The sequence below is a fragment of the Proteus cibi genome, assembly GCF_003144405.1.
Classification (GTDB): domain Bacteria; phylum Pseudomonadota; class Gammaproteobacteria; order Enterobacterales; family Enterobacteriaceae; genus Proteus; species Proteus cibi.
In genome coordinates, this window is sequence record NZ_PENW01000029.1 from 1 (window position 1) to 26,591 (window position 26,591).

The 26,591-nt window shown below is 39.1% G+C and carries 26 protein-coding genes and 1 pseudogene; 20 read left to right on the forward strand and 7 right to left on the reverse strand.

The genetic code is table 11. The features are described from left to right. Positions 1 to 593, reverse strand: a pseudogene (locus DK865_RS15080) (signal recognition particle-docking protein FtsY); the annotation flags it as partial. Positions 594 to 821: 228 nt separating this feature from the next. Between DK865_RS15080 and rsmD the strand changes: the two are divergent. Together rsmD and DK865_RS15090 are read left to right on the forward strand one after the other, a co-directional pair. Continuing rightward, positions 822 to 1,406 carry a 16S rRNA (guanine(966)-N(2))-methyltransferase gene (rsmD, locus tag DK865_RS15085; protein ID WP_023583718.1) on the forward strand — a complete coding sequence of 195 codons (585 nt, stop codon included), beginning with the start codon at positions 822 to 824 and terminating at the stop codon, positions 1,404 to 1,406. A 17-nt stretch (positions 1,407 to 1,423) separates the two neighbouring features. Then, positions 1,424 to 1,726 (forward strand): DUF1145 family protein, encoded by a 303-nt coding sequence (locus tag DK865_RS15090; protein WP_023583717.1) that lies wholly within the window; start codon positions 1,424 to 1,426, stop codon positions 1,724 to 1,726. 75 nt (positions 1,727 to 1,801) lie between these two features. Here the strand turns inward: DK865_RS15090 and DK865_RS15095 are convergent, their stop codons facing one another. After that, positions 1,802 to 2,188 (reverse strand): DUF2500 family protein, encoded by a 387-nt coding sequence (locus tag DK865_RS15095; protein WP_194295210.1) that lies wholly within the window; start codon positions 2,186 to 2,188, stop codon positions 1,802 to 1,804. A gap of 148 nt (positions 2,189 to 2,336) precedes the next feature. On the opposite strand from DK865_RS15095, the gene DK865_RS15100 reads away from it, so the two are divergent. Continuing rightward, a complete protein-coding gene (locus DK865_RS15100; RefSeq protein ID WP_023583715.1) occupies positions 2,337 to 2,963 on the forward strand; it encodes a lysoplasmalogenase in 627 nt (208 codons plus the stop codon). Between the two features lie 181 nt (positions 2,964 to 3,144). Then, a complete protein-coding gene (locus DK865_RS15105) occupies positions 3,145 to 5,502 on the forward strand; it encodes a zinc/cadmium/mercury/lead-transporting ATPase (protein WP_109392283.1) in 2,358 nt (785 codons plus the stop codon). A gap of 89 nt (positions 5,503 to 5,591) precedes the next feature. Here DK865_RS15105 and tusA read toward each other — a convergent pair whose 3' ends face one another. Further along, positions 5,592 to 5,846 carry a sulfurtransferase TusA gene (gene tusA / locus DK865_RS15110; protein WP_036914793.1) on the reverse strand — a complete coding sequence of 85 codons (255 nt, stop codon included), beginning with the start codon at positions 5,844 to 5,846 and terminating at the stop codon, positions 5,592 to 5,594. A 205-nt stretch (positions 5,847 to 6,051) separates the two neighbouring features. On the opposite strand from tusA, the gene DK865_RS15115 reads away from it, so the two are divergent. The 3 genes from DK865_RS15115 to DK865_RS15125 all read left to right on the forward strand — a co-directional run bounded on the left by DK865_RS15115 (position 6,052) and on the right by DK865_RS15125 (position 9,399). After that, positions 6,052 to 6,726, forward strand: a complete 675-nt coding sequence (locus tag DK865_RS15115; RefSeq protein ID WP_036914791.1) for a 7-cyano-7-deazaguanine/7-aminomethyl-7-deazaguanine transporter — start codon at positions 6,052 to 6,054, stop codon at positions 6,724 to 6,726. Between the two features lie 364 nt (positions 6,727 to 7,090). After that, positions 7,091 to 8,194 (forward strand): glycerol dehydrogenase, encoded by a 1,104-nt coding sequence (locus tag DK865_RS15120; RefSeq protein WP_109392284.1) that lies wholly within the window; start codon positions 7,091 to 7,093, stop codon positions 8,192 to 8,194. Positions 8,195 to 8,253: 59 nt separating this feature from the next. Next, positions 8,254 to 9,399 carry a phosphoenolpyruvate-utilizing N-terminal domain-containing protein gene (locus DK865_RS15125; protein ID WP_109392285.1) on the forward strand — a complete coding sequence of 382 codons (1,146 nt, stop codon included), beginning with the start codon at positions 8,254 to 8,256 and terminating at the stop codon, positions 9,397 to 9,399. A 180-nt stretch (positions 9,400 to 9,579) separates the two neighbouring features. Here the strand turns inward: DK865_RS15125 and glpC are convergent, their stop codons facing one another. The 3 genes from glpC to glpA are packed head-to-tail and all read right to left on the reverse strand — an operon-like array spanning position 9,580 to position 13,725. After that, the gene (glpC, locus tag DK865_RS15130; RefSeq protein WP_023583709.1) at positions 9,580 to 10,773 is read right to left on the reverse strand and encodes an anaerobic glycerol-3-phosphate dehydrogenase subunit GlpC; all 1,194 of its coding nucleotides are present in this window, start codon (positions 10,771 to 10,773) and stop codon (positions 9,580 to 9,582) included. After that, a complete protein-coding gene (gene glpB / locus DK865_RS15135; RefSeq protein ID WP_023583708.1) occupies positions 10,770 to 12,077 on the reverse strand; it encodes a glycerol-3-phosphate dehydrogenase subunit GlpB in 1,308 nt (435 codons plus the stop codon). Before glpB ends, glpC begins: the two co-directional genes overlap by 4 nt. After that, on the reverse strand, positions 12,067 to 13,725 hold the full coding sequence (glpA, locus tag DK865_RS15140; protein WP_171455253.1) for an anaerobic glycerol-3-phosphate dehydrogenase subunit A: 1,659 nt from the start codon (positions 13,723 to 13,725) through the stop codon (positions 12,067 to 12,069). Before glpA ends, glpB begins: the two co-directional genes overlap by 11 nt. Positions 13,726 to 14,105: 380 nt before the next feature. Between glpA and glpT the strand changes: the two genes are divergently transcribed. From glpT to DK865_RS15170, 6 genes are all read left to right on the forward strand, one after another. Beyond that, positions 14,106 to 15,458 (forward strand): glycerol-3-phosphate transporter, encoded by a 1,353-nt coding sequence (glpT, locus tag DK865_RS15145; protein ID WP_072063819.1) that lies wholly within the window; start codon positions 14,106 to 14,108, stop codon positions 15,456 to 15,458. A gap of 136 nt (positions 15,459 to 15,594) precedes the next feature. After that, complete coding sequence (gene glpQ, locus DK865_RS15150; RefSeq protein WP_109392286.1) at positions 15,595 to 16,674, forward strand: glycerophosphodiester phosphodiesterase; 1,080 nt, start codon at positions 15,595 to 15,597, stop codon at positions 16,672 to 16,674. A 267-nt stretch (positions 16,675 to 16,941) separates the two neighbouring features. Then, a complete protein-coding gene (locus tag DK865_RS15155) occupies positions 16,942 to 17,499 on the forward strand; it encodes a LemA family protein (RefSeq protein WP_023583704.1) in 558 nt (185 codons plus the stop codon). A gap of 36 nt (positions 17,500 to 17,535) precedes the next feature. Next, a complete protein-coding gene (locus DK865_RS15160; RefSeq protein ID WP_036914789.1) occupies positions 17,536 to 18,609 on the forward strand; it encodes a hypothetical protein in 1,074 nt (357 codons plus the stop codon). Between the two features lie 95 nt (positions 18,610 to 18,704). Beyond that, entirely contained in the window at positions 18,705 to 19,160 is a 456-nt protein-coding gene (locus tag DK865_RS15165; protein ID WP_228407801.1) for a LemA family protein, read from the forward strand. After that, positions 19,157 to 19,570, forward strand: coding sequence for a hypothetical protein (locus DK865_RS15170; protein ID WP_023583703.1), 414 nt, complete (start codon positions 19,157 to 19,159; stop codon positions 19,568 to 19,570). Before DK865_RS15165 ends, DK865_RS15170 begins: the two co-directional genes overlap by 4 nt. A gap of 43 nt (positions 19,571 to 19,613) precedes the next feature. Here DK865_RS15170 and epmA read toward each other — a convergent pair whose 3' ends face one another. After that, positions 19,614 to 20,591 (reverse strand): elongation factor P--(R)-beta-lysine ligase, encoded by a 978-nt coding sequence (gene epmA, locus DK865_RS15175; RefSeq protein ID WP_109392288.1) that lies wholly within the window; start codon positions 20,589 to 20,591, stop codon positions 19,614 to 19,616. 944 nt (positions 20,592 to 21,535) lie between these two features. On the opposite strand from epmA, the gene frdA reads away from it, so the two are divergent. The 7 genes from frdA to DK865_RS18970 all read left to right on the forward strand — a co-directional run bounded on the left by frdA (position 21,536) and on the right by DK865_RS18970 (position 26,572). After that, a complete protein-coding gene (gene frdA, locus DK865_RS15180; RefSeq protein ID WP_036914785.1) occupies positions 21,536 to 23,332 on the forward strand; it encodes a fumarate reductase (quinol) flavoprotein subunit in 1,797 nt (598 codons plus the stop codon). Continuing rightward, complete coding sequence (locus DK865_RS15185) at positions 23,325 to 24,062, forward strand: succinate dehydrogenase/fumarate reductase iron-sulfur subunit (protein ID WP_075672948.1); 738 nt, start codon at positions 23,325 to 23,327, stop codon at positions 24,060 to 24,062. Before frdA ends, DK865_RS15185 begins: the two co-directional genes overlap by 8 nt. A 14-nt stretch (positions 24,063 to 24,076) precedes the next feature. Further along, complete coding sequence (frdC, locus tag DK865_RS15190; protein ID WP_023583700.1) at positions 24,077 to 24,469, forward strand: fumarate reductase subunit FrdC; 393 nt, start codon at positions 24,077 to 24,079, stop codon at positions 24,467 to 24,469. A gap of 14 nt (positions 24,470 to 24,483) precedes the next feature. Next, positions 24,484 to 24,843 (forward strand): fumarate reductase subunit FrdD, encoded by a 360-nt coding sequence (frdD, locus tag DK865_RS15195; protein ID WP_023583699.1) that lies wholly within the window; start codon positions 24,484 to 24,486, stop codon positions 24,841 to 24,843. A gap of 340 nt (positions 24,844 to 25,183) precedes the next feature. Continuing rightward, entirely contained in the window at positions 25,184 to 25,594 is a 411-nt protein-coding gene (locus DK865_RS15200; protein WP_023583698.1) for a DUF6088 family protein, read from the forward strand. Next, the gene (locus DK865_RS18965; RefSeq protein ID WP_267128445.1) at positions 25,591 to 25,932 is read left to right on the forward strand and encodes a nucleotidyl transferase AbiEii/AbiGii toxin family protein; all 342 of its coding nucleotides are present in this window, start codon (positions 25,591 to 25,593) and stop codon (positions 25,930 to 25,932) included. The genes DK865_RS15200 and DK865_RS18965 overlap by 4 nt, the downstream gene beginning before the upstream one ends. A 64-nt stretch (positions 25,933 to 25,996) precedes the next feature. Beyond that, positions 25,997 to 26,572: a nucleotidyl transferase AbiEii/AbiGii toxin family protein gene (locus tag DK865_RS18970; RefSeq protein ID WP_196727703.1), complete on the forward strand. Its 576-nt coding sequence runs from the start codon at positions 25,997 to 25,999 to the stop codon at positions 26,570 to 26,572. Positions 26,573 to 26,591 lie beyond the last annotated feature (19 nt).

Sequence of the window (26,591 nt, forward strand, 5' to 3'; positions counted from 1 at the left end):
GCTTCTTGAGCCAGTCGTTCTTGCTCTAAACGTGCAGCTTCTTGACGTTGCGCTTCTTCTAAACGTGCTTGTTCAGCTTGGCGCAGGGCTTCTTCTTGCGCTAAACGTTGTGCTTCGGCTTCCTGAGCCAGTCGTTCTTGCTCTAAACGTGCTGCTTCTTGACGTTGCGCTTCTTCTAAACGTGCTTGTTCAGCTTGGCGCAGGGCTTCTTCTTGCGCTAAACGTTGCGCTTCAGCTTCTTGAGCCAGTCGTTGAGCTTGTGCTTCTTGAGCCAGACGTGCTTGTTCTGCATGCTCCGCCTCTAAACGTGCTTGCTCTGCCTCTATTTCAGCTTGGCGCTGGGCTTTTTCTTGTTCTAAACGTTGCTTTTCAGCTTCTTGTGCCAATCTATCTTGCACAACACGTTGTGCTTCTTGGCGTTCTGCTTCTAACTGCGCTTGACGAGCCGCTTCTTCTTGGGCATCTTTTGCCAAACGTTCTTGTTCTAAACGCTCTTCTTCTAAGCGTTGCTGTTCTTTCTCTTGCTCAATATTTTCTTCTTTGTTACGCCCAAAACCGAGCCACGAGAAAAAACCTTTTTTTTCTTTTGCCATTAGCTACTAAACTCCTCGCACTAAATCATGGCGCGATTACATTGACGATATTGAAAATAATAATGAAGTCTATCATTTGATCATGGATAAACGCATCTTTTATACGAATTTTATGGTAAATTATTCCGAATTAAATCAAGGGAAGTCATCGAGATAACAACAGACACGAATTCCTTATTCCCAGAGACACTCCAAAACTCACGTTTAAACGATATAAATCAAAATAATATGGCCAAAAAACCACAAAAAGCCCCAATGGGACAAATCAGAATAATTGGGGGAAAATGGCGTGGTCGTAAACTTCCAGTTCTCGATAGCCAAGGATTACGACCAACAACAGATAGAGTAAAAGAAACGCTCTTTAATTGGCTAATGCCTGTTATCCAAGACGCCCGTTGCCTCGACTGCTTTGCAGGAAGCGGTGGTTTAGGAATTGAAGCCCTTTCTCGCTATGCTCGTGAAACCACGTTTATTGAATACGAACGTGCTGTTGCCCAACAAATCACCGCAAATTTAACCTTACTTAAGGCAGAGAATGGGTATGTCATTCAAGACAGTGCATTGTTATATCTCGCCAAACAAGGTTCGCCTTATAATGTCGTTTTTTTAGATCCTCCTTTTCATAAAGGCATGTTGTCAGACACTATCCAATTATTAGAAAATAACGGTTGGTTAGCGCAAGATTGCTATATTTATATCGAGGAAGAAGTTAAAGCACAGACTTATACAATTCCGAGTCATTGGACATTGCATAGAGAGAAGATCGCAGGACAAGTTGCGTATCGTCTTTATATTCGCAGTTTATCTGCTTAATTTTTTATGGAGTTGCTATGTTAATCTTTTTTGGCCGATTTTTAATGGTCGGTGTTTGGGGCTTTTTGGTTTTAAATATTATTTCCCCATTTCCTAAACCTCTAAAATACTTTATGGATATCGCATTGATTTTTATGGTAATCATGCATGGATTGCAAATCGTTATGTATAAAGCAGGACAACCTAAAGATAAAAAACCGTCAACAGCATTACAATTTCGTATTTTCTTCTTTGGGATCTTTGAACTCTTAAAAATACAAAAAGAATTACGAAAAGAATACGAAGAAAAACAGAAAAACAAGACTAAACAGCAGCCATAAATATTATTATATCCTCGCAATTATCTGGGGTGGATAATCAACCCCAGAGGTTGCCAACTCTATGAATAAATTATCTTATTTATTATTTTGATCATTACCTGGCATATCTGTTTCAAACTTTATAAATCGGCTCCCCTGCATAAACAAACGTCCTTTCATTTCAAGCTCTATATCTTGATAAGATGCTTTATCAATCTTTAACACTAAATCTTTACGCTCATCGGTCGTTAAACGAAAGGTGACTTGATAATAATGTGTAGTTTCTGGACCATTCACGTCATTTTCTCTTGAGCGCCGTTCATTTGCTGCAATTTCTTTTTTATCAATTATTTCAACCATATAAAGTTTAACGGGTGAATTATCATCACTCATTCGCTGTTTTCTTTGTTCGAAAAAACGATAAGTTGCCGACGCTATAATAATGATCAGTACCGCAATTCCTAAAATAGCCGCTTTATTCATTACATTAATTCCTATCGTTATATGGATTAAAAAAGCAGTGTGCTTTATATTATTTTAATAAGTCCATCAGTTTCGTCATTAATCGCTATTCTTAAATTAATCTTTCTGTTATGAATAATAAAACAGTTCTGAATATAAGGAAGATATTATGAGTTGGCCTTTTCTCGCCGTATTATTCTCCGGATGGCTTTATATCGATGCTGCATATCGAGGTCCTAACTGGCAACAATGGTTATTCCGTCCTATCACACTACTTCTTCTATTACTTTGGGCATGGCAAGCTCCCGAACACAATATTAATAGTTACCTGATTGTAGGTGCATTATTAGCGACACTGCTCTCTGATATCTTAAGAATATTTGATGGTAAGTATTTACTACCATCTTTTGCCTTGGTTTTTCTAAGCTATATACTTTATATGGTAAGTTTTTTACTACCGCTCCAACTCTCTTTTTATCTTCCTTTACTTGGGTTCGTTATTCTTGCTTTCATTATCATTTTAGCGATTGTATGGACTAAGCTCGATAAATTAGCCATTCCAGCTTCAATAACGTTATTCGCCGCATTTGCGATGTTTTGGGTTGCTGGCGAAAAATTCTTCTATTTAAGCAATGATTACAACTTATCAGTGATGGTGGGTTCATTATTGTTAGTAATCGCTTACTCTATATGGCTAATCAACCGCTTCCGCTTCTCATTTTCAGCTTCTAAAGGGCTTGTCAGCGCCTGTTATTTTATTGGCCATTTCTTCATCGTTAGAGCTTTATTCCTTTAATATTTATTAACCCCTTGTTTTTACAAAAAATAGAATAAGGGGTTAATTTTTTGACCTAATTCGCACTTTTTGCCAATGAATATACCTTCGGTATCTTGACTCTGGACTCTACTCCAAGCTGTAAAGTACTTATCAGATAAATAAATGTAGACTTTACTTTGTTGAACAAGGAGAGCCCGTTATGACTAAACATGCTCATCAACACGATAATCATAAACATACCGATGCTTGCTGCTCAAGCTCTCAATGCTGTTCAGGTCACTCAGAGAATAGTACGCACTCACATACTGAAAGTGGACATTCTCATACCAAAAGAGATAAAAGTGATCCCGAATGCGAAGATGAACATCATCACGAACACTCCCACGAACATGATCATGGACGTTGTGATATCAACGCCCCTATTTCTAACATTGAGCCAGAAAAGATTGCACAGCAACGCTTTAGTTGGAAAGTGCAAGGAATGGATTGCCCGAGTTGCGCTCAAAAAATTGAAACGGCGGCACTCAAAGTTGCAGGGGTGAAACAAGCAAAAGTCCTTTTTGCCACCGAAAAATTGGTCGTTGATGCTGATAGTGATCTACGCGCTGATGTGATTGCAGCAATTAATAGTGCAGGTTTTGAACTTTTTGATCTCTCATCACCTCAATCCAAAAAAGTCGCTAAGCAAAGCCTCTTAAAAGAGAGCGCATTTGTTATTGTCTTGGCGCTTTTAATGGTGATTAGCTGGGGTACAGAGTTTATTGATCCTCAAGCAGGTCGTGTCGCTTTTATTACAACCACCTTAATTGGTTTATTCCCCATTGTGAAAAAGTCCTTACAACTTATTCGCAGTGGTACACCATTTGCCATCGAAACATTAATGAGTGTTGCCGCAATTGGCGCACTATTTATTAATGCTACCGAAGAAGCCGCAATGGTCATTTTACTGTTTATGATTGGTGAAATGCTTGAGTCTTACGCTGCAGGGCGTGCTCGTCGTGGTGTGAGCGCATTAATGGCATTAGTGCCAGAAGAAGCAACATTAGTCAAAGAGGGTAAAAAACAAACGGTCCCTGTTGCGCAATTACGTCCAGGTGACATTATTGAAATTGCACCAGGTTCACGTTTGCCAACAGATGCGGAACTAGTTAGTGCATTTGCAAGTTTTGATGAAAGTGCATTAACGGGGGAATCCGTGCCAGTAGAGCGTCTACAAGGCGAAAAAGTGGCAGCCGGTTGTTTATCTGTGGATAGATCTGTACAGATGAAAGTGGTATCTGAACAAGGGCAAAATGCTATCGACCGTATTTTGCAATTGATTGAAGAAGCTGAAGAGCGTAGAGCCCCTATTGAACGCTTTATTGACCGCTTTAGCCGTTACTATACCCCTGCCATCATGCTGTTCTCTGCACTGGTTATCATTGTGCCACCACTGTTGTTCTCACAACCTTGGGAAACATGGATTTATCGCGGTTTAACCTTATTACTCATTGGTTGTCCTTGTGCTTTGGTGATCTCAACACCCGCCGCAATTACTTCAGCATTAGCGGCAGCCACTAAACGCGGGGCGCTGATCAAAGGCGGTGCGGCATTAGAGCAATTAGGTACTGTTAATACTATCGCATTAGATAAAACAGGTACGTTAACAGAAGGGAAACCTCAAGTGACTGATGTTGTCGCTGGATCTGGGTTTACTGAAAAAGAAGTACTGACTTTTGCTTCATCCGTAGAAATTGGCTCTCATCACCCATTAGCCAAAGCCATTATCAATAAAGCACAAGATGAAGGCGTGTTTGTTGTGGAAGCAGAAGATCGTAAAGCGTTAGCGGGTAAAGGTATTGAAGGTTATTTAAATAGCCAACATATTCTCGTCAGTGCTCCTTCTCAATTATCAGAAGCCACATCACTCTCTTCTCAGTGGCAACAAGAAGTGGCACGTCTTGAAGATGAAGGTAAAACCGTTGTTGTCGTCTTAAAAGAGAATCAACTTATCGGTGTTATTGCTATGCAAGATACCTTGCGCAACGATGCTGTTGAGTCAATGAAATTATTGAAAGAGATGAACATCAATGCCGTTATGCTAACGGGTGATAATCCAAGAGCAGCCGCAGCGATTGCGAAAAAACTCGGTATGGATTTCCGAGCAGGATTACTGCCTGAAGATAAAGTGACTTCCGTAATGGAAATCAGCAAAACGCATAACACAATGATGGTAGGCGACGGTATCAATGATGCACCCGCAATGAAGGCGGCGACTATTGGTGTCGCGATGGGAAGCGGTACTGACGTTGCACTTGAAACAGCGGATGCTGCATTAACGCATAACCGTTTAACAGGCTTACCTGAAATTATTAAATTATCTCGTGCAACACGTAAAATTATCCGTGAAAACATCACGATAGCACTGGGCTTAAAAGCCATATTCTTGGTCACAAGCCTATTAGGTATCACTGGGCTTTGGGTTGCCGTTCTTGCTGATTCCGGCGCAACGGCACTGGTCACAGCCAATGCTGTAAGGTTGCTAAGAGTAAAAGTTAACGCTTCAAATAAAGAGTAAGCACGCTAAAATAACCAAACCCAAACCTCAGTTAATCTGGAGTTTGGGTTATTTTTTAGCGCAAAGATCCGCAAGGCTTATAGCATAAATTACACGTTGCTCTCTTTTTTACGGATAAGATAGCGATAAGGCGCAGACTCAGTCTCTTGATTTAATAAATCATGCTCCATAAAGCGGCAAAAGCCCGGAATATCACGTACTGTTGCAGGATCATCCGCAATGACTAAAAGTGTCTCACCTAATGCCATATTTCTTATGGTTTTACGGACTAACATTACCGGCTCTGGGCAACGTAATCCTAGTGTGTCTAATGTCTTAGTTGCATCATCAAATTGCGCATTCATTCTATTAACCATTCTTCTTACACTGACAGATTGTGTCATTATATCTCGCTTTCGTGTTCACATCACGGCACATTAAACACAAAGGTATTTCCCCTAACCTTTGCTTTTGTTGCGCAACAGGCGTATTATGCGCATCCTCTCATTTAAGAGAGAAATCACGGTTTTATTGGGTTCCCTCACCCCAATCACTAAAAAGGTACAATTTATGTATACGTTTACTCCCCGCCAAAAAGCGGTGGCGCTGTTATGGCTTTCTTTGTTCCACATCCTGATAATTACTTCGAGTAACTATCTTGTGCAATTACCTATTTCCATTTTTGGTTTCCATACCACTTGGGGTGCCTTTACCTTTCCGTTTATTTTTCTGGCAACAGATTTAACGGTTCGTATTTATGGCGCACCCCTTGCCAGACGCATTATTACCGCCGTTATGCTACCTGCATTAGCCATTTCTTACCTGATCTCAACACTCTTTTTCCAAGGAAGTTGGCAGGGGTTTGCCTCATTAGCTGATTTTAATATCATGGTGGCAAGGATCGCGACAGCAAGCTTTATGGCTTATGTGTTAGGTCAAATCATGGATGTGTCTGTCTTTAATCGTTTAAGACAACAACAAAAATGGTGGGTAGCACCAAGTGCAGCGATGTTCTTTGGTAATTTGCTCGACACACTCGCATTCTTCTTTATTGCTTTTTATCGTAGTACAGATGCCTTTATGGCAGAAAATTGGATTGAGATTGCATTAGTTGACTACGTGTTTAAATTGACCATTTGTATGCTGTTTTTCTTGCCTGCTTATGGTGTTTTATTGAATTTTATTTTGCGTCACTTTTTCGCACAAGAAAATCAAAAACAAGATTATGCTGAAATTCGCTCATAATACGCCTCACCTCGCAAAAAAATAATGATTTTAATGCCATAATTCAAATAATAAAGCTTCATAAGTCAATTTTATGAAGCTTTATTCTGACTGAAACAGTTTATTATTTTACGTAAATATTTCGTATCGTAATTAATTAGCATGATTAGTTAAATAACTCACAAAATATTACTTAAATATCAGTATTAGGATATTTTTTGCATGCTAATATAAAAACAATTAATTATTTGCAATGAAATATTTTATTCATCTATTAAACTGTTAATGTATTTAAGTTCATCTCCATAAAATTCAGTGTCAATTGGGATGACAAGCCCCACCATAAGGATTTTTTACTCTCTTTTGCGAATAGTAGGAGTCTATTATGTTAAAAGTTATTCAATCCCCCGCTAAATATATTCAAGGACCAGATGCGCTATACCATATTGGTAAATACGCAAAACCTTTTGGCGATAGAGCACTGATTATTGCTGATAAATTTGTTATGGATCTCGTCGGAAGTACCGTCAAAGACAGTATGTCTCAATATGAAGTGAATGGGCACTTTGAACTGTTTAATGGTGAATGTACACACAACGAAATCAATCGGTTATCTGAGCTTGCGAAAGCACAAGCCTCTCTTGTGATCATCGGCGTTGGTGGTGGTAAAACACTTGATACTGCCAAAGCTGTTGCTTATAAATGCCAGCTTCCTGTCGTTATTTCTCCAACCATTGCTTCGACCGATGCCCCAACAAGCGCACTTTCTGTGATTTATACAGAATTAGGCGCGTTTGATAGTTACCTTTTCTACCCAACAAATCCTGACGTTGTCGTAATGGACACAAATATCATTGCTTCTGCGCCAGCGCGTTTATTAGTGGCAGGAATGGGAGATGCTTTAGCCACCTACTTTGAAGCAAGAGCCTGTAGTCATGCCCAAAAACAGACTATGGCAGGAGGTAAATCAACACTAGCAGCCCTCGCTCTAGCTGAACTTTGCTATAACACCCTTTTAGAAGATGGCTATAAAGCAAAACTTGCAGTAAGCCGAGGTGTTTGTACAACTGCGGTAGAAAATATTATTGAAGCTAATACCTTCTTAAGTGGTATCGGTTTTGAAAGTGCGGGTCTTGCGGCTGCTCATGCCATTCATAATGGATTTACGGCATTAGAAGAGTGCCACAACATGTATCATGGTGAGAAAGTCGCTTTTGGTACATTAGTCCAATTAGTGTTAGAAAACAGTCCATTAGAAGAATTAGAAGAGTTCCTTGATTTCTGTGTTTTAGTCGGACTGCCAGTCACTTTAGAAGAGTTGGGCATCAATGCAACAGGTGATGAATTAAATGAAAAAATCATGGCCGTTGCTGAGCTAAGTTGTGCTGAAGGTGAGACAATTTACAACATGCCATTTGATGTCGATTCCGATAAGGTTTATGCCGCGATTTTAACTGCCGACCAATTAGGACGGGAATGGCTTTATTAAAGCCTGAGTAAACGGGGAGTGTTTATCTCCCTGTTTACATTTACAAAAAAGGGTGCTTTATGGTCAGTATCGTATTAGTTTCAAAGAGCCTTACGCTCGCCAATGGTATTAAAGAGCTCGTTAATCAGACTGTAGATCGCCAAGTAAAAATTGCCATTGCGACCAATTATCAAACACCTTCTGATCTTGCTAATGAAGTGTCACCAGAAACGATACTCGCAGCAATAAAAAAGTGTTATAGCAAACAAGGTGTACTCGTTTTACTCGATACTTATCATTCAGCACAAAATGCAGCACTCGCCATCGCTAATCTTGAGCATAACGTTGCCACTAACGTTGCGTTAAGTTCGGCACCGATTGTTGAAGGTACCTTAGCTGCCGCCAATAGTATTGCGCTAGGCGCGTCGCTTGAAGAAGCTGAAAAAGCAGCACATAAAACCATTACCATTAAAAAACTGCAATTAGGTGAAAATCTCCCTAATTTTAATATTCACCCTAAAAACACAAATTATGAACCTGTCAAAGTTATCACCGCACCTGTTTGGCTATACCCTTATCATCGTTTCGTGATCCCTCGTAAAAAAATCTCCTCTCATTTATTACTTGAAGAGCAAAAACGTCTCGTAAAAGCGATTGAGCGTGCCAAAAAGGATATAGACTGGTTAACTGAAGAAGCGTATCGAAAAATTGGCGAGCAATACGCTCATATTTTTTCTAGTCACCGCTTCTTATTAGAAAATGCCGAATTACAACTGACTGTATGTAGCATGATAAGCAAACATCATTGTAATGCTGAATTTGCCTTACAGCAGACATTCATTGATTTAATAGATACTTATGTACAAATGGATGATGATAATATGCGTGCTCGTGAAAGTGATTTAGATGATATTTTATCTCGATTACTACGCTATTTAACCTCTGCCCCTCCGCCAATTACGCATCCTCCCTATACAAACGCAATTCTAGTAACAAAACAGCTTCATCCCTCCACATTAATGGCGCTTGATACCCAAAAAATCAAAGGAATTGTATTGAGTCATGGTAACCCACTGTCTAATACAACCTTATTAGCAAATGCATTAGATATTCCAATTATTAACGAGGCGGGAAGACAAGCACTCTCGCTGATTGATGGACAAAATATTACACTTAAAAAAGTCCAAAATATTTGGCTTTATCAAAACACCTATATCTCTCATTAAAAATCAGTCTGTTTAAATAACCGGTGAACCACAATATCAAGTTATTTAATTTCCTTATCATTTTCTCTTCATCCCTTTTTTTATTAAAAATAAAAAAAGGGAATAAAAGATCCTCTTTTATTCCCCAGCTGCTTGTTATCTTAGTAATCAATTACTTTTTTATAATCTAATAGGCAATACTTATAATGCTCTTGCCAATAAACTAATAGGGTGTTCACATTTTTTCGTTGTTGACATCTCAATTTGCCATTTACACGTTTCGCAGTCTGTGATCACCAAATCGCAGCCACTCTCTTCAATTTGGCGGAATAAACCCGCACCAATGCCTTGAGCAACATCGTAGTTTTCAGATTTAAAACCGTAAGTTCCGGCAATACCACAGCATTGAGAATCTAAAACAATGACTTCAACACCAGGGATGCGTTTGATTAAATCAATGGAATATGCAGTCCATCCCATTTTTTCCATATGACACGGTGTGTGATAAACCACTTTTAACGGGGTGTGTTTCAGTGGTAATTCACGACCTTCTTCTAATAAGCGATAAATATAACGTGTTGCTAATTCAATATTTTCACGTACTTTTGATGTATCAACATCAAGGATATGTTCATATTCATCACGAATAGTGAAAGTACAAGTTGATGATGTTGCAACGACAGGAATATTGTTTTCAACAATTTTTTCTGTCAGAGATTCAAGGTTTACAGCCGCTTGTTTTTTAGCTTGTTTAACAAAACCATTCGCAATTAATGCAACACCACAGCATTTTTCACGTTTTAATAACTGAACACCAATCTCCATCTTGTTGAATACCTTAACTAAATCTTTCCCTAATTGTGGGTGATTATAGTTAGCGTAACAACCATGGAAGAAGGCAACTTGATCTTTAAAACGCGCCTGCTCTTCAACTTGTTTTTTCATCCATGTTCTAAATGTACCAAAAGAGTATTTTGGCAATTCACGACGATGGTCGATTTTAAGTGCTTTATCCAAGATCTTACGTACAGGTTTTAATCCTGTGATCGTATTCACTATCGGCGCCATTGGCGTTGATAATGTTCCCATTAAATCCGTATGACTTAAAATAGCATCACGAAGTTTTGGTGTTTTTGTATTGTAGTTCAGTTTCGCACGCGAAATGATGTCACCAATCTTCACATCTGACGGACAAGCCACTTCACAACGCTTACAGTTAGTGCAATATTTCAATGCTTCATCATAAAGCATTGGATCTTTTAGACGTAAACGCTCACCATCAGGACCAGCCTGTTTAGGGCCTGGGTAAAGTGGATTTACTTTTGCAACTGGGCAGTAAGTCGTACAAACAGTACACTTAATGCACGCTTCAAAACTGTTATCATGTAAACTCATTGTGCTGCCTCCACAACCGCAGATGTGGTCTGTTCTGATTTATTGTGCTGTAAAATTTGTTGCGCGGCATAAAGTGCGCTGATCATTGAAACACCGGCACCACAGCCTTCATTAAGCGGGTCAAACCCACCTAATACAGCACCTACAGCGTAAACATTCTCTAAAACCTCGCCATATTTCATCGGTCTTAATTGGCTATCTGTATCAACACCAAATCGCATATAAGGCTGTTTTGCAAAGACATTTACTTGTGTCCATTCATTGCGTGGCAATGTCTCTAGCATATCCAGTTCCAACAAAGGCTCATAAACACGATCAAACTCTGCAATTAATCCATTATTGAAGAAACTGCCCGTTGCCAAGACAACATGTTCACTACGAATAGGAATATCAGTATGGTTTCGTGTATGAATACCGCTAACTTTATTGCCAATTAAATCAACGTGTTCCGCACGATCGCCCGGCATAATTAAACCACCCGCTTTTTGAAAACGTAGTTTTAAAGCTTGATGTAAACGAATACCTAATAGTGATGGTGGTAATGTTGGTAATAAACAGATAGGTTTACCGACAAGTTGTTGAAGGAGCGTCACGGGCTCTTCTGCATCTAGTCCGATACATGCAGGTAAAATAATCGCTTCGACACTATCATCGATATGCTTTTTCAGCTCTTCCGCTAACGCTTTAGTGTTTTCTGGCTTGTCTAAATAGCGCGCAATATTGACGGCTCTAAATTCACTTGGGTTATCACGCAGTCTGTCTAATAGCGGTAAGTGAATATGGTAAGGAATAGACTCAACACCCTGCTCATTCAGCGTATTGCTTGCAAATTGTGGCTGAAAATCTAAGAAACCTTCAATTCCAACAACAGCTAGTTTTTTCCATGGCAACGCTTGATCAACACCATGAGTTGGGACACGTTTTGGACTCATCCAACTCATACGTGAACGCCCAACAGGTGTAATACGATAATGGTTTTCATCACCATTACCTTGATATTCAAGACCTTTTGTACTTGATAATAAGGCTTGAGCCTGCTCAATTAAAAATGAAACTTGAGTTTCACCCATACGGCTATAAGGATGTTTCGGAGCCAGCTCAGCCAATGCGGCTAACGCTTTTTTAGGTTGAGTCACTAACGAGCCATCAGGAAGGTGAGTTAATAGATCTAGCGAACCTGATGAAAAATGTAGTGCGCTTTGGCCATTACTGATAATGGCGCAAGACTTACCGGCTTCAGCAAGACGAATACCTGCGGTTAAACCAGCAAGTCCGCTACCTATAATGATGACGTCAAATTTCATTATCTGCCTCCGCTGAAGCTGTTTTTTCAATCATATCAGCATCTAAACCACATAAACCTTGGTAAACCCAACTGGTGAATTCACTCTCTCGTAGCGCATTCCCCCAAGCAATGGGTCGAATACCTTTCCAACGCTCATTTAAGAAATGGGCAAGCTGTTGTTCTGACTCGTGAGGAGTAGTGACTTGTAAACGGTTTAATAAACCCGCTGCACGACAAGCACAAAGTTCACCTTGGCATGTACCCATCCCCACGCGAGTACGACGACGTAAATCAAGTAAGTTATTGACGGTTAAAGAGTTAACGGCGTAGCGGACTTCTCCCGCAGTCACCGCTTCACATTCACAAACTAAACTCTTATCGCTACGTTCATTGCTTAATAATTTATTCGCTAAATCACCATGGCGATAAACGGCAGAGCCACGAATTGGCGCAGGTAATGAAACAACGCTACGTAATGCTTGCTCTGCAGATTGGCGAGAGCCCGGTAAAGCTTCTTCTGCGGTTGTACATTTAGCAGAGACATTTAATTTTTCACAGATTTTATCTGTTGCCCATTCAGCCATTAAACGGTAAGTCATTAATTTACCGCCAGTAATAGTAATAAAGCCTTCTAATCCATCACGTTGCGCATGGTCGAGTAAAACAATACCACGGCTCACATTACGACCAGATGGATCATCATCACTTGCAACTAAAGGACGCACACCTGCATAAGCACGTAAAATTCGAGTTTGAGCCAGTTTTGGCGCTAACATTGAACCTTCACGAATAAGAATATCAACCTCTTCAGGAGTGACATACATATTGTCGATTTCATCGTAAGGTACGCGTGTTGATGTTGTACCAATCAATGAAATGGTATCACCAGGCACTAAAATATCGGCATCTGCTGGTTTACGACAACGGTTGATCACCATATTGTTAATACGATGACCCAAAATCAACAACGCACCTTTGGCTGGGAACATACGCACTTTTAACTCGCCATATTCAGCGATTTTTTGTCCCCAGATCCCCCCTGCATTTGCGACTATTTGTGCGCGAATTTCATACAGTTTTTTCGCTTGATGATCGTAAACTTTCACGCCTTTAACACGATCGCCTTCACGAATAAGCCCGACGACTTCATGATAAGTCAGCACTTGAGCGCCATGTTCGCGGGCATCTAACATATTTGCGGCTGTTAAACGGAAAGGATCGACAGTACCATCAGGCACCTTAACCGCACCGATTAAATTTGGGTTAACAGATGGCTCTAAGCGAATAGCTTCTTCGGGTGAAATCGCTTGAGCATCAATACCTGCCGCTTGGCAAGATTGAATAAAGGTCTGTTGAAACTCTAAAGAATCTTCAGGAAGGGTAATAAAAAGGCCATCCGTTTTTTCAACACAATGACGAGCGACCCGTTTTAAAATCATGTTTTCTTCAATACACTCACGCGCTGACTCTGGGTCTGTTACTGCATAACGCGCACCACTGTGTAACAATCCATGATTTCGACCGGTTGCACCGGTTGCAATATCATGTCTTTCTAGCAGGACGCAACGTAATCCACGGCGCGCACAGTCTCTTGCCATGCCTGCACCGGTTGCTCCCCCGCCAATAATAATGACATCAGTTTCTGTCACTGGTGAACCGCTCATCATAGAGATGCCCTCTCACATTACATTCAGCAAACGCTTATTTATTCTTTAGCGTTAATTATAGTGTATAAGATACACAAAAAATGTGGTTAATGTTTGATAATGAGCAAAAACGAAAGAGAAACGCTCACGAGTGAAAAATTAAAACCACATATGTGATACTAATCACAAATTATTTAACAAAAAGTATTTGATAAAGTTAACATATCACTCAAAATTGCACATCTTGAAAAATTATTCGACAACTGAGTAATACCTCACAGTAAATTTGATTGTATAAGTTTACTATTAAGTTCGTTAAAGAAAATTTTTTGATAACTTCGTTGTTCGTTTTGTCATTATTTAATATCAACATATTAAAATAAAAGCCATCGGAGGCTAATATGTTAAGTCTGTTTAGACCTGCGCCACATAAAGCGCGTTTGCCAAAAGAGCAGATAGATCCCGTCTATCGTCGTCTGCGTTGGCAGATCTTTATGGGAATTTTCTTCGGTTACGCTGCTTATTATTTAGTAAGAAAAAACTTTGCGTTAGCAATGCCTTATCTTGTAGAAGAAGGGTTTTCTAAAGGTGACCTAGGTTTTGCTTTATCAGGGATCTCGATTGCTTACGGTTTCTCTAAGTTTATCATGGGCTCATTCTCTGACCGTGCTAACCCTCGTTATTTCTTACCTGCAGGTCTTATTTTAGCATCCGCAGTGATGCTATTTATGGGCTTTGTGCCATGGGCAACTTCGAGCATTATGGTAATGTTCGTTCTGTTGTTCCTTTGTGGTTGGTTCCAAGGTATGGGTTGGCCTCCTTGTGGACGTACCATGGTGCACTGGTGGTCACAGAAAGAACGTGGCGGTATCGTTTCAATTTGGAACTGTGCGCATAACGTTGGTGGTGGCTTACCTCCATTACTATTCTTATTAGGTATGGCATGGTTTAACGACTGGAAAGCCGCGTTATATATGCCCGCATTTGCCGCAATCTTAGTTGCAATGATTGCTTTCGCATTAATGCGTGATACCCCACAATCTTGTGGTTTGCCACCTATTGAAGAGTACAAAAACGATTATCCACCAGACTATAAAGAAACTGACGAGCAAGAACTGACTGCAAAAGAAATCTTTATGAAGTATGTGTTCCCTAACAAACTTCTGTGGATGATTGCAATCGCGAACGTGTTCGTTTACTTACTGCGTTACGGCGTGCTGGACTGGTCACCAACTTATCTACGTGAAGTAAAAGACTTCGCAATGGATAAATCATCATGGGCTTACTTCTTATACGAATACGCAGGTATTCCAGGCACACTGCTGTGTGGTTGGATGTCGGATAAAGTGTTCAGAGGTAACCGTGGTGCAACAGGTGTGTTCTTCATGACCTTAGTTACTATCGCAACGATCGTATTCTGGATGAACCCAGCGGGTAACCCGAATGTTGATATGGCGTGTATGTTAATTATCGGTTTCTTAATCTACGGTCCTGTTATGTTGATCGGTCTGCATGCGCTTGAACTTGCACCGAAAAAAGCCGCAGGTACAGCAGCAGGCTTTACCGGTCTATTTGGTTACTTAGGTGGTTCTGTTGCGGCAAGTGCTATCGTAGGTTACACCGTTGACTACTTCGGCTGGGATGGCGGCTTTATGGTCATGATCGGCGGTAGTGCACTGTCTGTTGTATTATTACTTATCGTGATGGTTACAGAAACCAAACACAAACGTGAAATGCTTCAGAAGTACGAATAATCACTAACTGATTATTTATGAAATTGATTAAATCTCATCTCTAAAAACCAAGCCACATCAACTCTTTTTGATGTGGCTTTTTTATTGCCAACTGTACATAACTTTATTGTACGTAGAATTAAAATGGAGCTGCTTTATGAGTACATCTTTTAAAATAAAACCGTTAGTTGCAGGCGTTCTTTTAACTCTATCATTAAGTGCAATCGCACAAGCGGCAAGTGATAAGGTCGTTATCGCTCACCGTGGTGCAAGTGGTTATTTGCCTGAACATACGCTTCCTGCCAAAGCATTAGCTTATGCCCAAGGCGCCGATTATCTCGAACAAGACTTAGTGATGACCAAAGACAACGAATTAGTTGTTTTACATGACCACTATCTTGATCGTGTAACCGATGTGGCTGATCGTTATCCTAATAGAGCAAGAAAAGATGGTCGTTATTACGCTATCGATTTTACGCTTGAAGAAATTAAAGGACTGAAATTTACTGAAGGCTTCGACATTGTTGACGGTAAAAAAGTCCAAAGTTACCCAAATCGTTTCCCTATGGGTAAATCGGATTTCCGTGTACATACATTCCAAGAAGAAATTGAATTTATTCAAGGCCTAAACAAATCAACAGGCCAAGATATTGGTATTTACCCAGAAATTAAAGCACCTTGGTTCCATGAACAAGAAGGTAAAGACATTACCACTAAAGTATTGGAAGTCCTTAAACAGTACGGTTATACAAAAAAAACCGACAATGTTTATCTGCAATCATTCGATGCTAACGACTTAAAACGCATCAAAACAGAATTGATGCCAAAAATGGGCATGGATCTAAAACTTGTTCAGTTAATTGCTTATACCGACTGGAATGAGACCTATGAAAAACAACCAGATGGTACATGGACAAACTACAGCTATGAGTGGATGTTTAAGCCTGGCGCAATGAAAGAAATTGCCACTTATGCGGATGCTATCGGCCCTGACTACCATATGTTAGTTGAGGAAAATTCAACGCCAGAAAAAATCACCTTAACTGGCATGTCTGCAGATGCTCATGCGAATAAATTGACTATCCATCCGTTTACTGTCCGTATTGATAAACTGCCTAAATACGCACAAGATGGTGATCAGCTTTACGACATCATTTATAACCAAGCGGGCGCTGAGGGTGTCTTTACTGACTTCCCTGATTTAGGGGTTAAATTTTTACAAAAACAAGCTAAATAATTCAAGGTATCGCTAGGAGCCATACAGGAGTGTATGACTCGTGCGAGTAAATGCCGTCAATAACGCGGTAACCTGAAGTATGACAAGTATCCTACTCTTTTTTAAAAGGGTAGGATCTTTACGCCCATTCTGATTGTATATTTCTTCATCTTTGTCTAATTTAGTCCCTGTTGGTATTCAAAATAAAAATAATTTTGATTTATGGATAAATTTCACCATTGCTATCGTTACTATTTTATTTATTTTCTATAAAGGAAAGGGAACACTATGACAATGACCATAATTGTTTTAGCTATTCTGATAATCATCATTATTGGTTGGGGTATTTCAATTTACAATCGTCTTATTGCGACACGCAATCAGGTCAGTAATCAATTTGCGAATATTGACGTTATTTTAAAACAAAGAGCTGACCAAATTCCTCAATTAATGGCGGTAGCGGAAAAAGCAATGGAGCACGAGAAAAGTGTATTTATTGCATTAAGTGACGCAAGACAGCGCTATTTTAAAGCACAAAATATTAATGAAAAAATCAGCGCAACAAATGAGATGAATACAGCATTGCGAGGCATGATTGCCCTTGCTGAAAATTATCCGACACTCATTTCAGGTGAACAATTAGCACTACTTCAAACAAGTGTTAGTGATGTAGAAAATAAAATTGCCCAACGTCGTGAAGGCTTTAATGATGCAACGACTCACTACAACACCGCCATAGAAATGTTTCCTGATAGCTTAATTGCTGGTCTCTTCCGCTTTGAACGTATGCAATTACTAGAAATACCAAAAGAAGAAATGAAATATGAAGGGATTCATTTTAAATAACAGCAAGTTAAATAACCGCATTAAGGATAAATTGCAGTGTTAATTTATTTTTTTATCGGCTGTGCTGTGGGCGCATTAATCTATTTTTTACGCAGCAAACGCTCTCAAGAAAAGAAAAACAGCTTGAGTATTGTTCCTTTTTTAGGGTTCGCTTTTGCCGCTGGAAACTATCTGTTTTTTTCGCGAGAAACTGACGTTTTACCTAGTGGTGAAGACTCAATTGTTAATCTTATCTCCTGTATTGCATTTGCTGTCATTTTGCTATTTGCATATGGTATTTCAAATCATATTGCGAATATTGGTGAAAAAGCGATAAAGAATTATCATCAATTACAAAATGAAGGTGAGTCCAAGTTTACTGCACTTATTAATACGGTATTTATTAGTCTTTTATTATTAAGTTTAAGCTTTAGCTTGTTTATTGATCAAAGATTGTTCTTTTTAAGTTTCGTTTTAATGTTCGTTTACCAAATCGTCAAAAGAACACCTGAAAAACGTTTTTTACGTTTTCAAAAAATTCTAGCCACATCTAAAATTCGCTCTTTAGCTATTGGGCTTGTTGAGATTGAAGGTAAAATAACTGAGGGTAAAAAATTAACGAGTCGTCTAGGTAAAAAAGAGTGCTATGGCTACATCTATTATGAATATGACGTATCCACAGACAAAGAAGGCAAGAAAAGCTATCACCAAACACGCTGTGAAAAAAAGATCAATAATTTCACGATGACAGACGATACCGGATCAATTCAAATTCTTGCAGCAGATAAACCTTTAGTTCATCTTGGCATCAATCCTCATCAAGATCTGGAATATAACAATAAACGTTTTAAGGAGTATATCTTAGAAGCTGATACGACTTATTTATTGATAGGTAGTGCAGAGCCTATCAATGATGAAGTTATTATCACACACAGTGCCCCTCACTATCTATTAGGTTTATCACCGCAAGATTATGTTGTTCGCTGGAACAAAGCACGTCCTTTTCGTCGTAATGCAACTTTCATCGTTATCATTGCTCTTTTTGTGATCTTTTCCATTCTAGTAATACCAATGGATTATCAAAATGGCATACTAACGCTTTATTTTAATCATACTTCTCTTCCTTGGTAATTGATTATATGGAATGGCTTATTTTCATCATTTTTATTCTCACTTTGGTGTATTTTTTCATACGTCAGTTAGTGATGATTTATAATAATATGGTGATGTTAAAAAATAACTGCTATAAAGCCTTCGCTAATATTGATGTTTTATTAAAAAAACAAGCTGACTTGATCCCCATGCTGATAGTGATTACACAAAAAGTAATGGGTCACGAGAAAGCCTTATTTGAAAAATTAGCTGAAAATAGAGCTCACTATTTACAAACAGATCGATTAGATCAAAAAATTAATTTAGCTAATCAGTTATTACCACAAATAAAAAAATCATTAATTATTGCTGAAAAATACCCTGAGCTTATCAGTGGAAGAAATTTACACCTATTACAAACACAAGCAAAAGAATTAGAAGAGTGTATTGCAGATAGGCGTGAATTTTTTAATCAATCCGTCACGCTCTATAATACTGAAATACATATTTTTCCTAATATCTTGTTTAAACTGATTTTTAATTTTAAAGATATTCCTCTTTTCTATCCTAGTAGGGAGGCAGCTTTATGATAGAAATTCCCTTTTCTTTTTTGGGTATAACGGATTGGTTTCTAAGCTTTGATGAACCTATCTCAATTATTATGTTTGCCACATTTGGCGTACTGTTCTCTATGGCCATTATTTTGCCATTAATCAGTATCACCCCTTTAAAAAAATATATGTCGCAAATTGCAGGAGGATTATTTAGCTCGATATTTGTTAGCTTAATGGTCTTAATTAGCTTTCATTTAATGCTGGGGGTTAATTCTACATTAAAGCTACTCTTAATTTGGTGGGTTATTTTATTTTCGTGTATTACGTTTTGGTTTATTAATTATCGCTATATGAAAGACGTCACAGGGGATAAGTTTGCGAAGTTTCAAGAAAAAGCCCTTGAAGCAGAAGAAAAACAGAGGCAAAGCCGAAAATCTAAAAAATAAAAGAGAGCCTAAGCTCTCTTTTTTAGCACTATCGATATCGCACTTACGCCCTGTAAACAGGAAATGCAATAACATCACTAAGGCGTTCTACCCCCAGTGCTAGCATAATAAGGCGATCAACCCCTAAAGCCACACCAGAACACTCGGGTAATCCTGCTTCAAGAGCCGCTAAAAAGCGCTCATCAATAGGTTGCTCTGGTAGTCCCATCGCCACACGTTGACGATTATCACGTTCAAAGCGATGACGTTGTTCTTGCGCATCCGTTAGCTCGCGAAATCCGTTCGCTAACTCAACACCTTTAAAATAGACTTCAAAACGCTCTGCGACACGATGATCTTCAGAGCTGATTTCAGCTAATGAGGCTTGTGATGCAGGAAAATGATAGATAAAGGTTGGCTTTTCTAGACCGATATGAGGTTCAACGCCAGAAACAAATAGCAACTGAAGTAGCGTATCTTTATCTTCTTCCGTATCTGCAATATTTGATAGATCCAGCTTTGCCGCTACTTCACGCAATTTATCTTTATCTACAGATAAAGGATCGATATCAAGATAACGCAAGAATGCTTGTTGATAAGAGAGTGATTCTGATGCCTCACAATCTAACACTTCTTGCAATAAATCATCGACTTCATTCATCAACCGGTACATATCAAAACAAGGGCGATACCATTCTAGCATCGTAAATTCCGGATTATGATATCTACCGGCTTCCTCATTACGGAAGCAACGTCCCATTTGATAAATCGGTCCACTATTTGCGGCTAATAAACGCTTCATGTGGTATTCAGGGCTTGTCATCAAATAAAGTTTTAGCCCTTGAGAAGCACCTGGCCCCACAAATTGGGTTTCAAATGGGTAAAGATGAACATCGGTAACGGTAGCCTGACTCATCATCGGTGTTTCAACTTCTAACACACCACGATCAGTGAAAAAACGCCTAATATTACTGACTATTTTCGCCTTTTTTAGTAAGTTGGCGATTGAGGCGCTTGGCTGCCAATCCGCGATTTCACTCATGAACGAAAAACTCCAACAGAAAACAAAGCGTGCAGTTTACTCGCATCCTCTTCAACAGACAAATTTCTCCCTCATAAAGAGGGATATCATTTTATGTTTTTCCACTGATCTTTTCGTCTTTTAAGTAAAAACACATAAGACAAATAAATATAATTCTACAAAACATCTACTTTTGGGCACTTTTTATTGTTCAAATAAACACCAATTTAGAACGATAAACTCAGTGATTTTTCGCTATTTTTATAATAGGAGTTAATTGGAATAATTCTTTTTCTCAATTACAAATAACAATAAACTAACACAATGCTTATATTTAAATAGCCAAACTCATCTAAACTTCAACGTTAACTTTCTATTTAAATCTACGTATTTTGATTAGTATTAAAAACCTTTAGAAATATTATTAATATTTTATTAACAATTAACAAGACAAACCGATTTGTTTTAGATAAATAGTAAAAAATTTATTTTAATTTTTAGAATAGACTTTTATTAATTTAAATTAGACTTAAGAAAGATAAAAACATTTACCCTTTAAAATCAACACCTAATAAAAAACCATTATCATTTTCAATTAAACTTATCTATACTTTCAAAATAGGTTATTCATTACTATTTATAATTTTCAATTTAGAAAAATATATTCTATTTGATCTTCAAGTTTCTCTGGTGACTTATTACCAAAACCCAGAATTCTTGGTGTAGATCACACTTTTTTTGCGAAATACGGGAAAACCATCATTCATATCAAATTTCGGTGCCCTACATTTCGTTATACTAAAATTACAGTCAATGATAATAAAGATGTTATCAAGCGCAGTCACAAGGCAGTGAAACAATTTCGTTACGGATAGCTTAAAAAAATAGCATTACAAATTAATAATGTCAGTGAATTGATTTCTAGACAATTATTCCAATTTTCACTTGAACAATGGAGAAGCGCAGTGCAAACCTTTAATGCCGATATAGCGATAATCGGAGCCGGGGGCGCAGGCTTACGAGCAGCAATAGCTGCAGCGGAAGCGAATCCTCAACTGAAAATTGCTCTGATCTCAAAAGTTTACCCAATGCGCAGCCACACCGTGGCAGCAGAAGGCGGATCAGCAGCAGTGACTCAGGCTCACGACTCCTATGATTTCCACTTCAATGATACCGTTTCAGGCGGTGACTGGTTGTGTGAACAGGATGTCGTAGATTACTTCGTTGAGCATTGTCCAACAGAGATGACTCAACTAGAACTCTGGGGCTGTCCTTGGAGCCGTAAAGAAGACGGGTCAGTCAACGTCCGACGTTTTGGTGGGATGAAGATCGAACGGACCTGGTTCGCAGCCGATAAAACCGGCTTCCATATGCTACATACCCTGTTCCAAACATCCTTAAAATATCCACAAATTCAACGTTTCGACGAACACTTTGTTCTCGATATATTGGTTGATGAAGGTCACGCTCGTGGTCTTGTTGCTATCAATATGATGGAAGGGACGAAAGTTCAAATTCGTGCTAATGCTGTCATTATGGCAACAGGTGGTGCAGGACGTGTTTATCGTTTCAATACCAATGGCGGTATTGTTACAGGTGATGGTATGGGTATCGCTTTACGTCATGGCGTTCCACTGCGTGATATGGAGTTTGTTCAATATCACCCAACGGGTCTACCAGGTTCAGGTATCCTGATGACCGAAGGTTGTCGTGGTGAAGGTGGTATTCTGGTCAATAAAGATGGCTATCGTTATCTACAAGATTACGGCCTAGGACCAGAAACACCATTAGGTAAACCAGAAAATAAATACATGGAATTAGGTCCTCGCGATAAAGTTTCTCAAGCTTTCTGGCATGAGTGGCGCGCAGGTCGTACCATCAAAACTCACCGTGGTGATGTTGTTCATCTTGACTTACGTCATCTGGGTGCGAAAAAACTTCATGAACGCCTGCCATTTATTTGTGAACTGGCAAAAGCGTATGTGGGTGTTGACCCAGTTAATGAACCAATCCCTGTTCGTCCTACTGCTCACTACACTATGGGTGGTATCGAAACTAACCAACAAACTGAGACGCGTATTAAAGGTCTGTTTGCGGTGGGTGAATGTTCATCTGTTGGCTTACACGGCGCTAACCGTTTAGGTTCTAACTCATTGGCAGAGCTGGTTGTATTCGGTCGTCTTGCGGGTGAAGAAGCGGTTCGTTGTGCACAAGAAGCAGCACCAGCTAACGCATCTGCATTAGATGCTCGCACTCGTGATATCGAAGATGGCCTGAAAAAACTGATGAACCAAAAAGGTTCTGAAAACTGGTCACAAATTCGCGATGAAATGGGTGAATCAATGGAAGAAGGTTGCGGTATCTACCGTACACCTGAGTTAATGCAAAAAACCATTGATAAACTGGCTGAATTAAAAGAACGTTTCAAACGCGTTGAAATTAAAGACACCAGTAGCGTCTTTAATACTGATTTACTGTACAAAATTGAGCTTGGCTTTGGTTTAGATGTCGCTGAATGTATGGCTCATTCCGCAATCAATCGTAAAGAGTCTCGTGGTGCACACCAACGTCTTGACGAAGGTTGTACTGAGCGTGATGACGTGAACTTCCTGAAACATACTCTGGCATTCTATAACCCAGAAGGTGCCCCTCGTTTAGAATATAGCGATGTGAAGATCACGAAATCTGCTCCTGCTAAACGTGTCTATGGTGGTGAAGCGACTGCACAAGACAAGCAGAATAAGGAGAAAGCGAATGGCTGATGACATGAAGCACATTAAAATGGAAGTCATGCGCTATAACCCAGAAACGGACGAAGCGCCTCATTTCGTCACTTATGATGTGCCTTATGATGAGCAAACCTCATTATTAGACGCATTGGGTTATATTAAAGACAATTTAGCGCCTGATCTTTCTTATCGTTGGTCTTGCCGTATGGCTATTTGTGGCTCTTGCGGCATGATGGTCAACAAAGTGCCTAAATTGGCTTGTAAAACCTTTATTCGTGAATATCCAGACGGTGTAAGAGTTGAAGCACTGGGTAACTTCCCAGTTGAGCGTGACCTTGTTGTCGATATGACTCACTTTATTGAAAGCTTAGAAGCGATTAAACCTTATATCATCGGTAATGATCGTAAGCCTTCAGAAGGGACGAATAAACAGACTCCTGCTCAAATGGCGAAATACCACCAATTCTCTGGTTGTATTAACTGTGGTCTTTGCTATGCAGCATGTCCTCAGTTTGGTCTAAATCCAGAGTTTATTGGCCCAGCAGCGATTACATTAGCTCAACGTTACAACACAGATAGTCGCGACCATGGGGCAAAAGAGCGTATGCCTCAGTTAAATGGTGAGAACGGTGTCTGGTCTTGTACCTTTGTTGGCTACTGTTCTGAAGTCTGTCCAAAACATGTGGACCCTGCTGCCGCTATTCAGCAAGGTAAAGCAGCCAGTGCGCAAGACTTTGTCATTGCGATGCTGAAACCACGTTAAGGAGGAAACAAGACATGACAACAAAACGTAAGCCTTATGTTCGTGGCATGCAACCAAACTGGTGGACGAAACTTGGATTCTATCGTTTCTATATCACCCGTGAAGGGACTTGTCTTCCACAACTTTGGTTCAGTCTGGTTGTACTGTTTGGTGTATTCGCACTGAAAAATGGACCAGAAAGTTGGGCAGGTTTCGTTGGATTCCTGAGTAACCCAATTGTAATGCTGATTAACATTGTGACTCTTATTGCAACCTTATTTCACACTGCGACGTGGTTTAAACTTGCACCAAAAGCAGTGGTTATTGTTGTAAAAGATGAAAAAATGCCTCAAGAACCTATCGTACGTGGTTTTTGGGCTGTCACTATCGTTGTTACTGCCGCTATTCTGGCAGTGGCGTTAATTTAACCCAGGAGGAAATAATGAATCAGAATCAACTTCCTAAGCGCTCTGATGAACCTATTTTCTGGGGATTATTTGGTGCAGGTGGTATGTGGAGTGCGATTGTTTCTCCAGCAATCATCATCCTGCTCGGTATCCTAATCCCTATGGGTATTGCGCCAGAAGCATTTACTTATGAACGTATTATGGCATTTAGCCAAAGCATCATTGGTCGTCTGTTCTTACTGCTAATGATCATTCTGCCAGTATGGTGTGCATTACACCGTATTCACCATACTCTGCACGATTTTAAAGTGCATGTACCTGCAAGCAAATGGGTATTCTATGGTGGTGCAGCAATTATCAGTGTTCTCGCTATCATTGGTGTATTTACACTGTAATTGATTAATACGTAAGATAAAAAGCCACTCTATGAGTGGCTTTTTTTATTAAAATTTTTTTTAATTACGTTTAGCTTATTAAAATACGCTTTAATAAAACAGAATTCGGAATCACTTATCCTAAACATAGAATGAATCTTAACAGGTTCCACTCTCAAAATAGGTCATTGCATTTATATTAACAAGCTCATAATCAAGTAATGAAATAATAATTATTTATTATCAATATATTATAGTGAATTATATTATTTTTATGCCGTATTTCTTATTTTAAAAATGTCGTATTTCTTCCTATATACCTTTCCCTCGTGTATGTTTTCTATACATAAAAGGAGGTTCTATGACAGCAGCAAGTCAAATTAACCAAAAATTAAAACGTTCAAGACGTTATGTCTTTGAACGTAAAGATTTTGAAAATATTGCCAGTTATGATCAAATTGGTCGTGCTCTTAATCAATTGATCAAGCAAGGTAATCTGATGAAAATTGGGTATGGTCTTTATACCAAAGCGCGGAAAAACAGCCTCACGGGTCGCTTAATGCCAACTAACCCTGGTGGCACAGATGCCATTTTACGTGAAATTCTTAAGATGAAAGGCGTCAACTTTGAAATAGATACTCTATCTTGGCAAAGTCTTTCTGGTAATAGCACTCAAATTCCTTCATCTATCCAGTACTCATGGGATCCAAAACGGTTCAATCGAAAGCTAGTGATTGGTGATCGATTACTTAACTCACCAAGTGGCAAATGACAAAATTAAAAAATCAATTTTTAGAGGTTTCTGATGCGTTAGCGCTCGGAAACCCAGCCATCCCTGAAAAGGATTACTGGGTAGTCGCTTTACTTGCGCAGTTAGCTACACTTGCGTTTGATACACACCAAATGGTCTTTTCTGGGGGAACCGCACTCGCTAAATCTCATGTAAGAATATTCAGAATGTCAGAAGATGTTGACATCAAACTCATTCCAACCACTGTATTTCATTCCTTTTCTCGAGATAAACGCAAAGAAAAACGTAAAGCCTTATTAAAAGAAATCGAGGATCTTCTTACTCTTCAATCAAGCCATTTTTCTATTGAAAAAAAATAGTTCGTGATGAATACCGCTATGTTGAATATCAGCTAAAATACCCTCAACAATTTAGTCAAGCTCCTTGTTTACGTCCAATCATCAAACTAGAGTTAATAGAAACATTCCTCTACTCCAAGTAGAACAACGTAGTATTCAATCGTTAGTTGCGCAGTTATATCACCAATCTCAAGAAGTCGGTAAATTTGCCTGTGTCACGGTACAATCGACATTAGTTGAAAAAGTCATTTCTATGCTACGACGTACCATGTTAGTTAAACGAGATCCTAAACGTAAAGATGATCCTACGCTAGTACGCCATATCTATGATATATACTGTATTAATATAGACCAGCAGCTTGATTATGAAGTCCTTATACCTCTTTTTCGAATTGTATTACAAGAAGATGTGAGGCGTTTTGGGAAACAACATTTAGACTTTGCCCTTAATCCAATTCAAGAATTACAACTAGGCTTAGCAGAATTGGAACTTAATCCATTGTATTATCAAAGGTTTATAGATTTCGTTACCCCAATGGTATTTACTACCGAAACACCTAATTTCGATACCTGTTTTGCCTCATTTAAGCGTATTGCTCAGTTATTAATGGTTAATAACGAGAAGAGAGTACCAACTAAATTCCCCCAAAGTTCATCATAACTTTGGGGCTTTTTTATGC

Bases quoted from the DNA above. Each gene is read 5' to 3' on its own strand.
- DK865_RS18965 (WP_267128445.1), top strand. From the start codon at position 25,591: ATGACAAAATTAAAAAATCAATTTTTAGAGGTTTCTGATGCGTTAGCG.
- DK865_RS15170 (WP_023583703.1), top strand. From the start codon at position 19,157: ATGATAGAAATTCCCTTTTCTTTTTTGGGTATAACGGATTGGTTTCTA.
- DK865_RS15165 (WP_228407801.1), top strand. From the start codon at position 18,705: ATGTTAAAAAATAACTGCTATAAAGCCTTCGCTAATATTGATGTTTTA.
- epmA (WP_109392288.1), bottom strand. From the start codon at position 20,591: ATGAGTGAAATCGCGGATTGGCAGCCAAGCGCCTCAATCGCCAACTTA.
- tusA (WP_036914793.1), bottom strand. From the start codon at position 5,846: ATGAATGCGCAATTTGATGATGCAACTAAGACATTAGACACACTAGGA.
- DK865_RS15115 (WP_036914791.1), top strand. From the start codon at position 6,052: ATGTATACGTTTACTCCCCGCCAAAAAGCGGTGGCGCTGTTATGGCTT.
- glpC (WP_023583709.1), bottom strand. From the start codon at position 10,773: ATGAGTTTACATGATAACAGTTTTGAAGCGTGCATTAAGTGTACTGTT.
- glpT (WP_072063819.1), top strand. From the start codon at position 14,106: ATGTTAAGTCTGTTTAGACCTGCGCCACATAAAGCGCGTTTGCCAAAA.
- DK865_RS15095 (WP_194295210.1), bottom strand. From the start codon at position 2,188: ATGAATAAAGCGGCTATTTTAGGAATTGCGGTACTGATCATTATTATA.
- DK865_RS15125 (WP_109392285.1), top strand. From the start codon at position 8,254: ATGGTCAGTATCGTATTAGTTTCAAAGAGCCTTACGCTCGCCAATGGT.
- frdD (WP_023583699.1), top strand. From the start codon at position 24,484: ATGAATCAGAATCAACTTCCTAAGCGCTCTGATGAACCTATTTTCTGG.
- DK865_RS15185 (WP_075672948.1), top strand. From the start codon at position 23,325: ATGGCTGATGACATGAAGCACATTAAAATGGAAGTCATGCGCTATAAC.
- frdC (WP_023583700.1), top strand. From the start codon at position 24,077: ATGACAACAAAACGTAAGCCTTATGTTCGTGGCATGCAACCAAACTGG.
- DK865_RS15090 (WP_023583717.1), top strand. From the start codon at position 1,424: ATGTTAATCTTTTTTGGCCGATTTTTAATGGTCGGTGTTTGGGGCTTT.
- DK865_RS15155 (WP_023583704.1), top strand. From the start codon at position 16,942: ATGACAATGACCATAATTGTTTTAGCTATTCTGATAATCATCATTATT.
- DK865_RS15120 (WP_109392284.1), top strand. From the start codon at position 7,091: ATGTTAAAAGTTATTCAATCCCCCGCTAAATATATTCAAGGACCAGAT.
- glpA (WP_171455253.1), bottom strand. From the start codon at position 13,725: ATGATGAGCGGTTCACCAGTGACAGAAACTGATGTCATTATTATTGGC.
- DK865_RS15200 (WP_023583698.1), top strand. From the start codon at position 25,184: ATGACAGCAGCAAGTCAAATTAACCAAAAATTAAAACGTTCAAGACGT.
- glpB (WP_023583708.1), bottom strand. From the start codon at position 12,077: ATGAAATTTGACGTCATCATTATAGGTAGCGGACTTGCTGGTTTAACC.
- DK865_RS15105 (WP_109392283.1), top strand. From the start codon at position 3,145: ATGACTAAACATGCTCATCAACACGATAATCATAAACATACCGATGCT.
- DK865_RS15100 (WP_023583715.1), top strand. From the start codon at position 2,337: ATGAGTTGGCCTTTTCTCGCCGTATTATTCTCCGGATGGCTTTATATC.
- glpQ (WP_109392286.1), top strand. From the start codon at position 15,595: ATGAGTACATCTTTTAAAATAAAACCGTTAGTTGCAGGCGTTCTTTTA.
- rsmD (WP_023583718.1), top strand. From the start codon at position 822: ATGGCCAAAAAACCACAAAAAGCCCCAATGGGACAAATCAGAATAATT.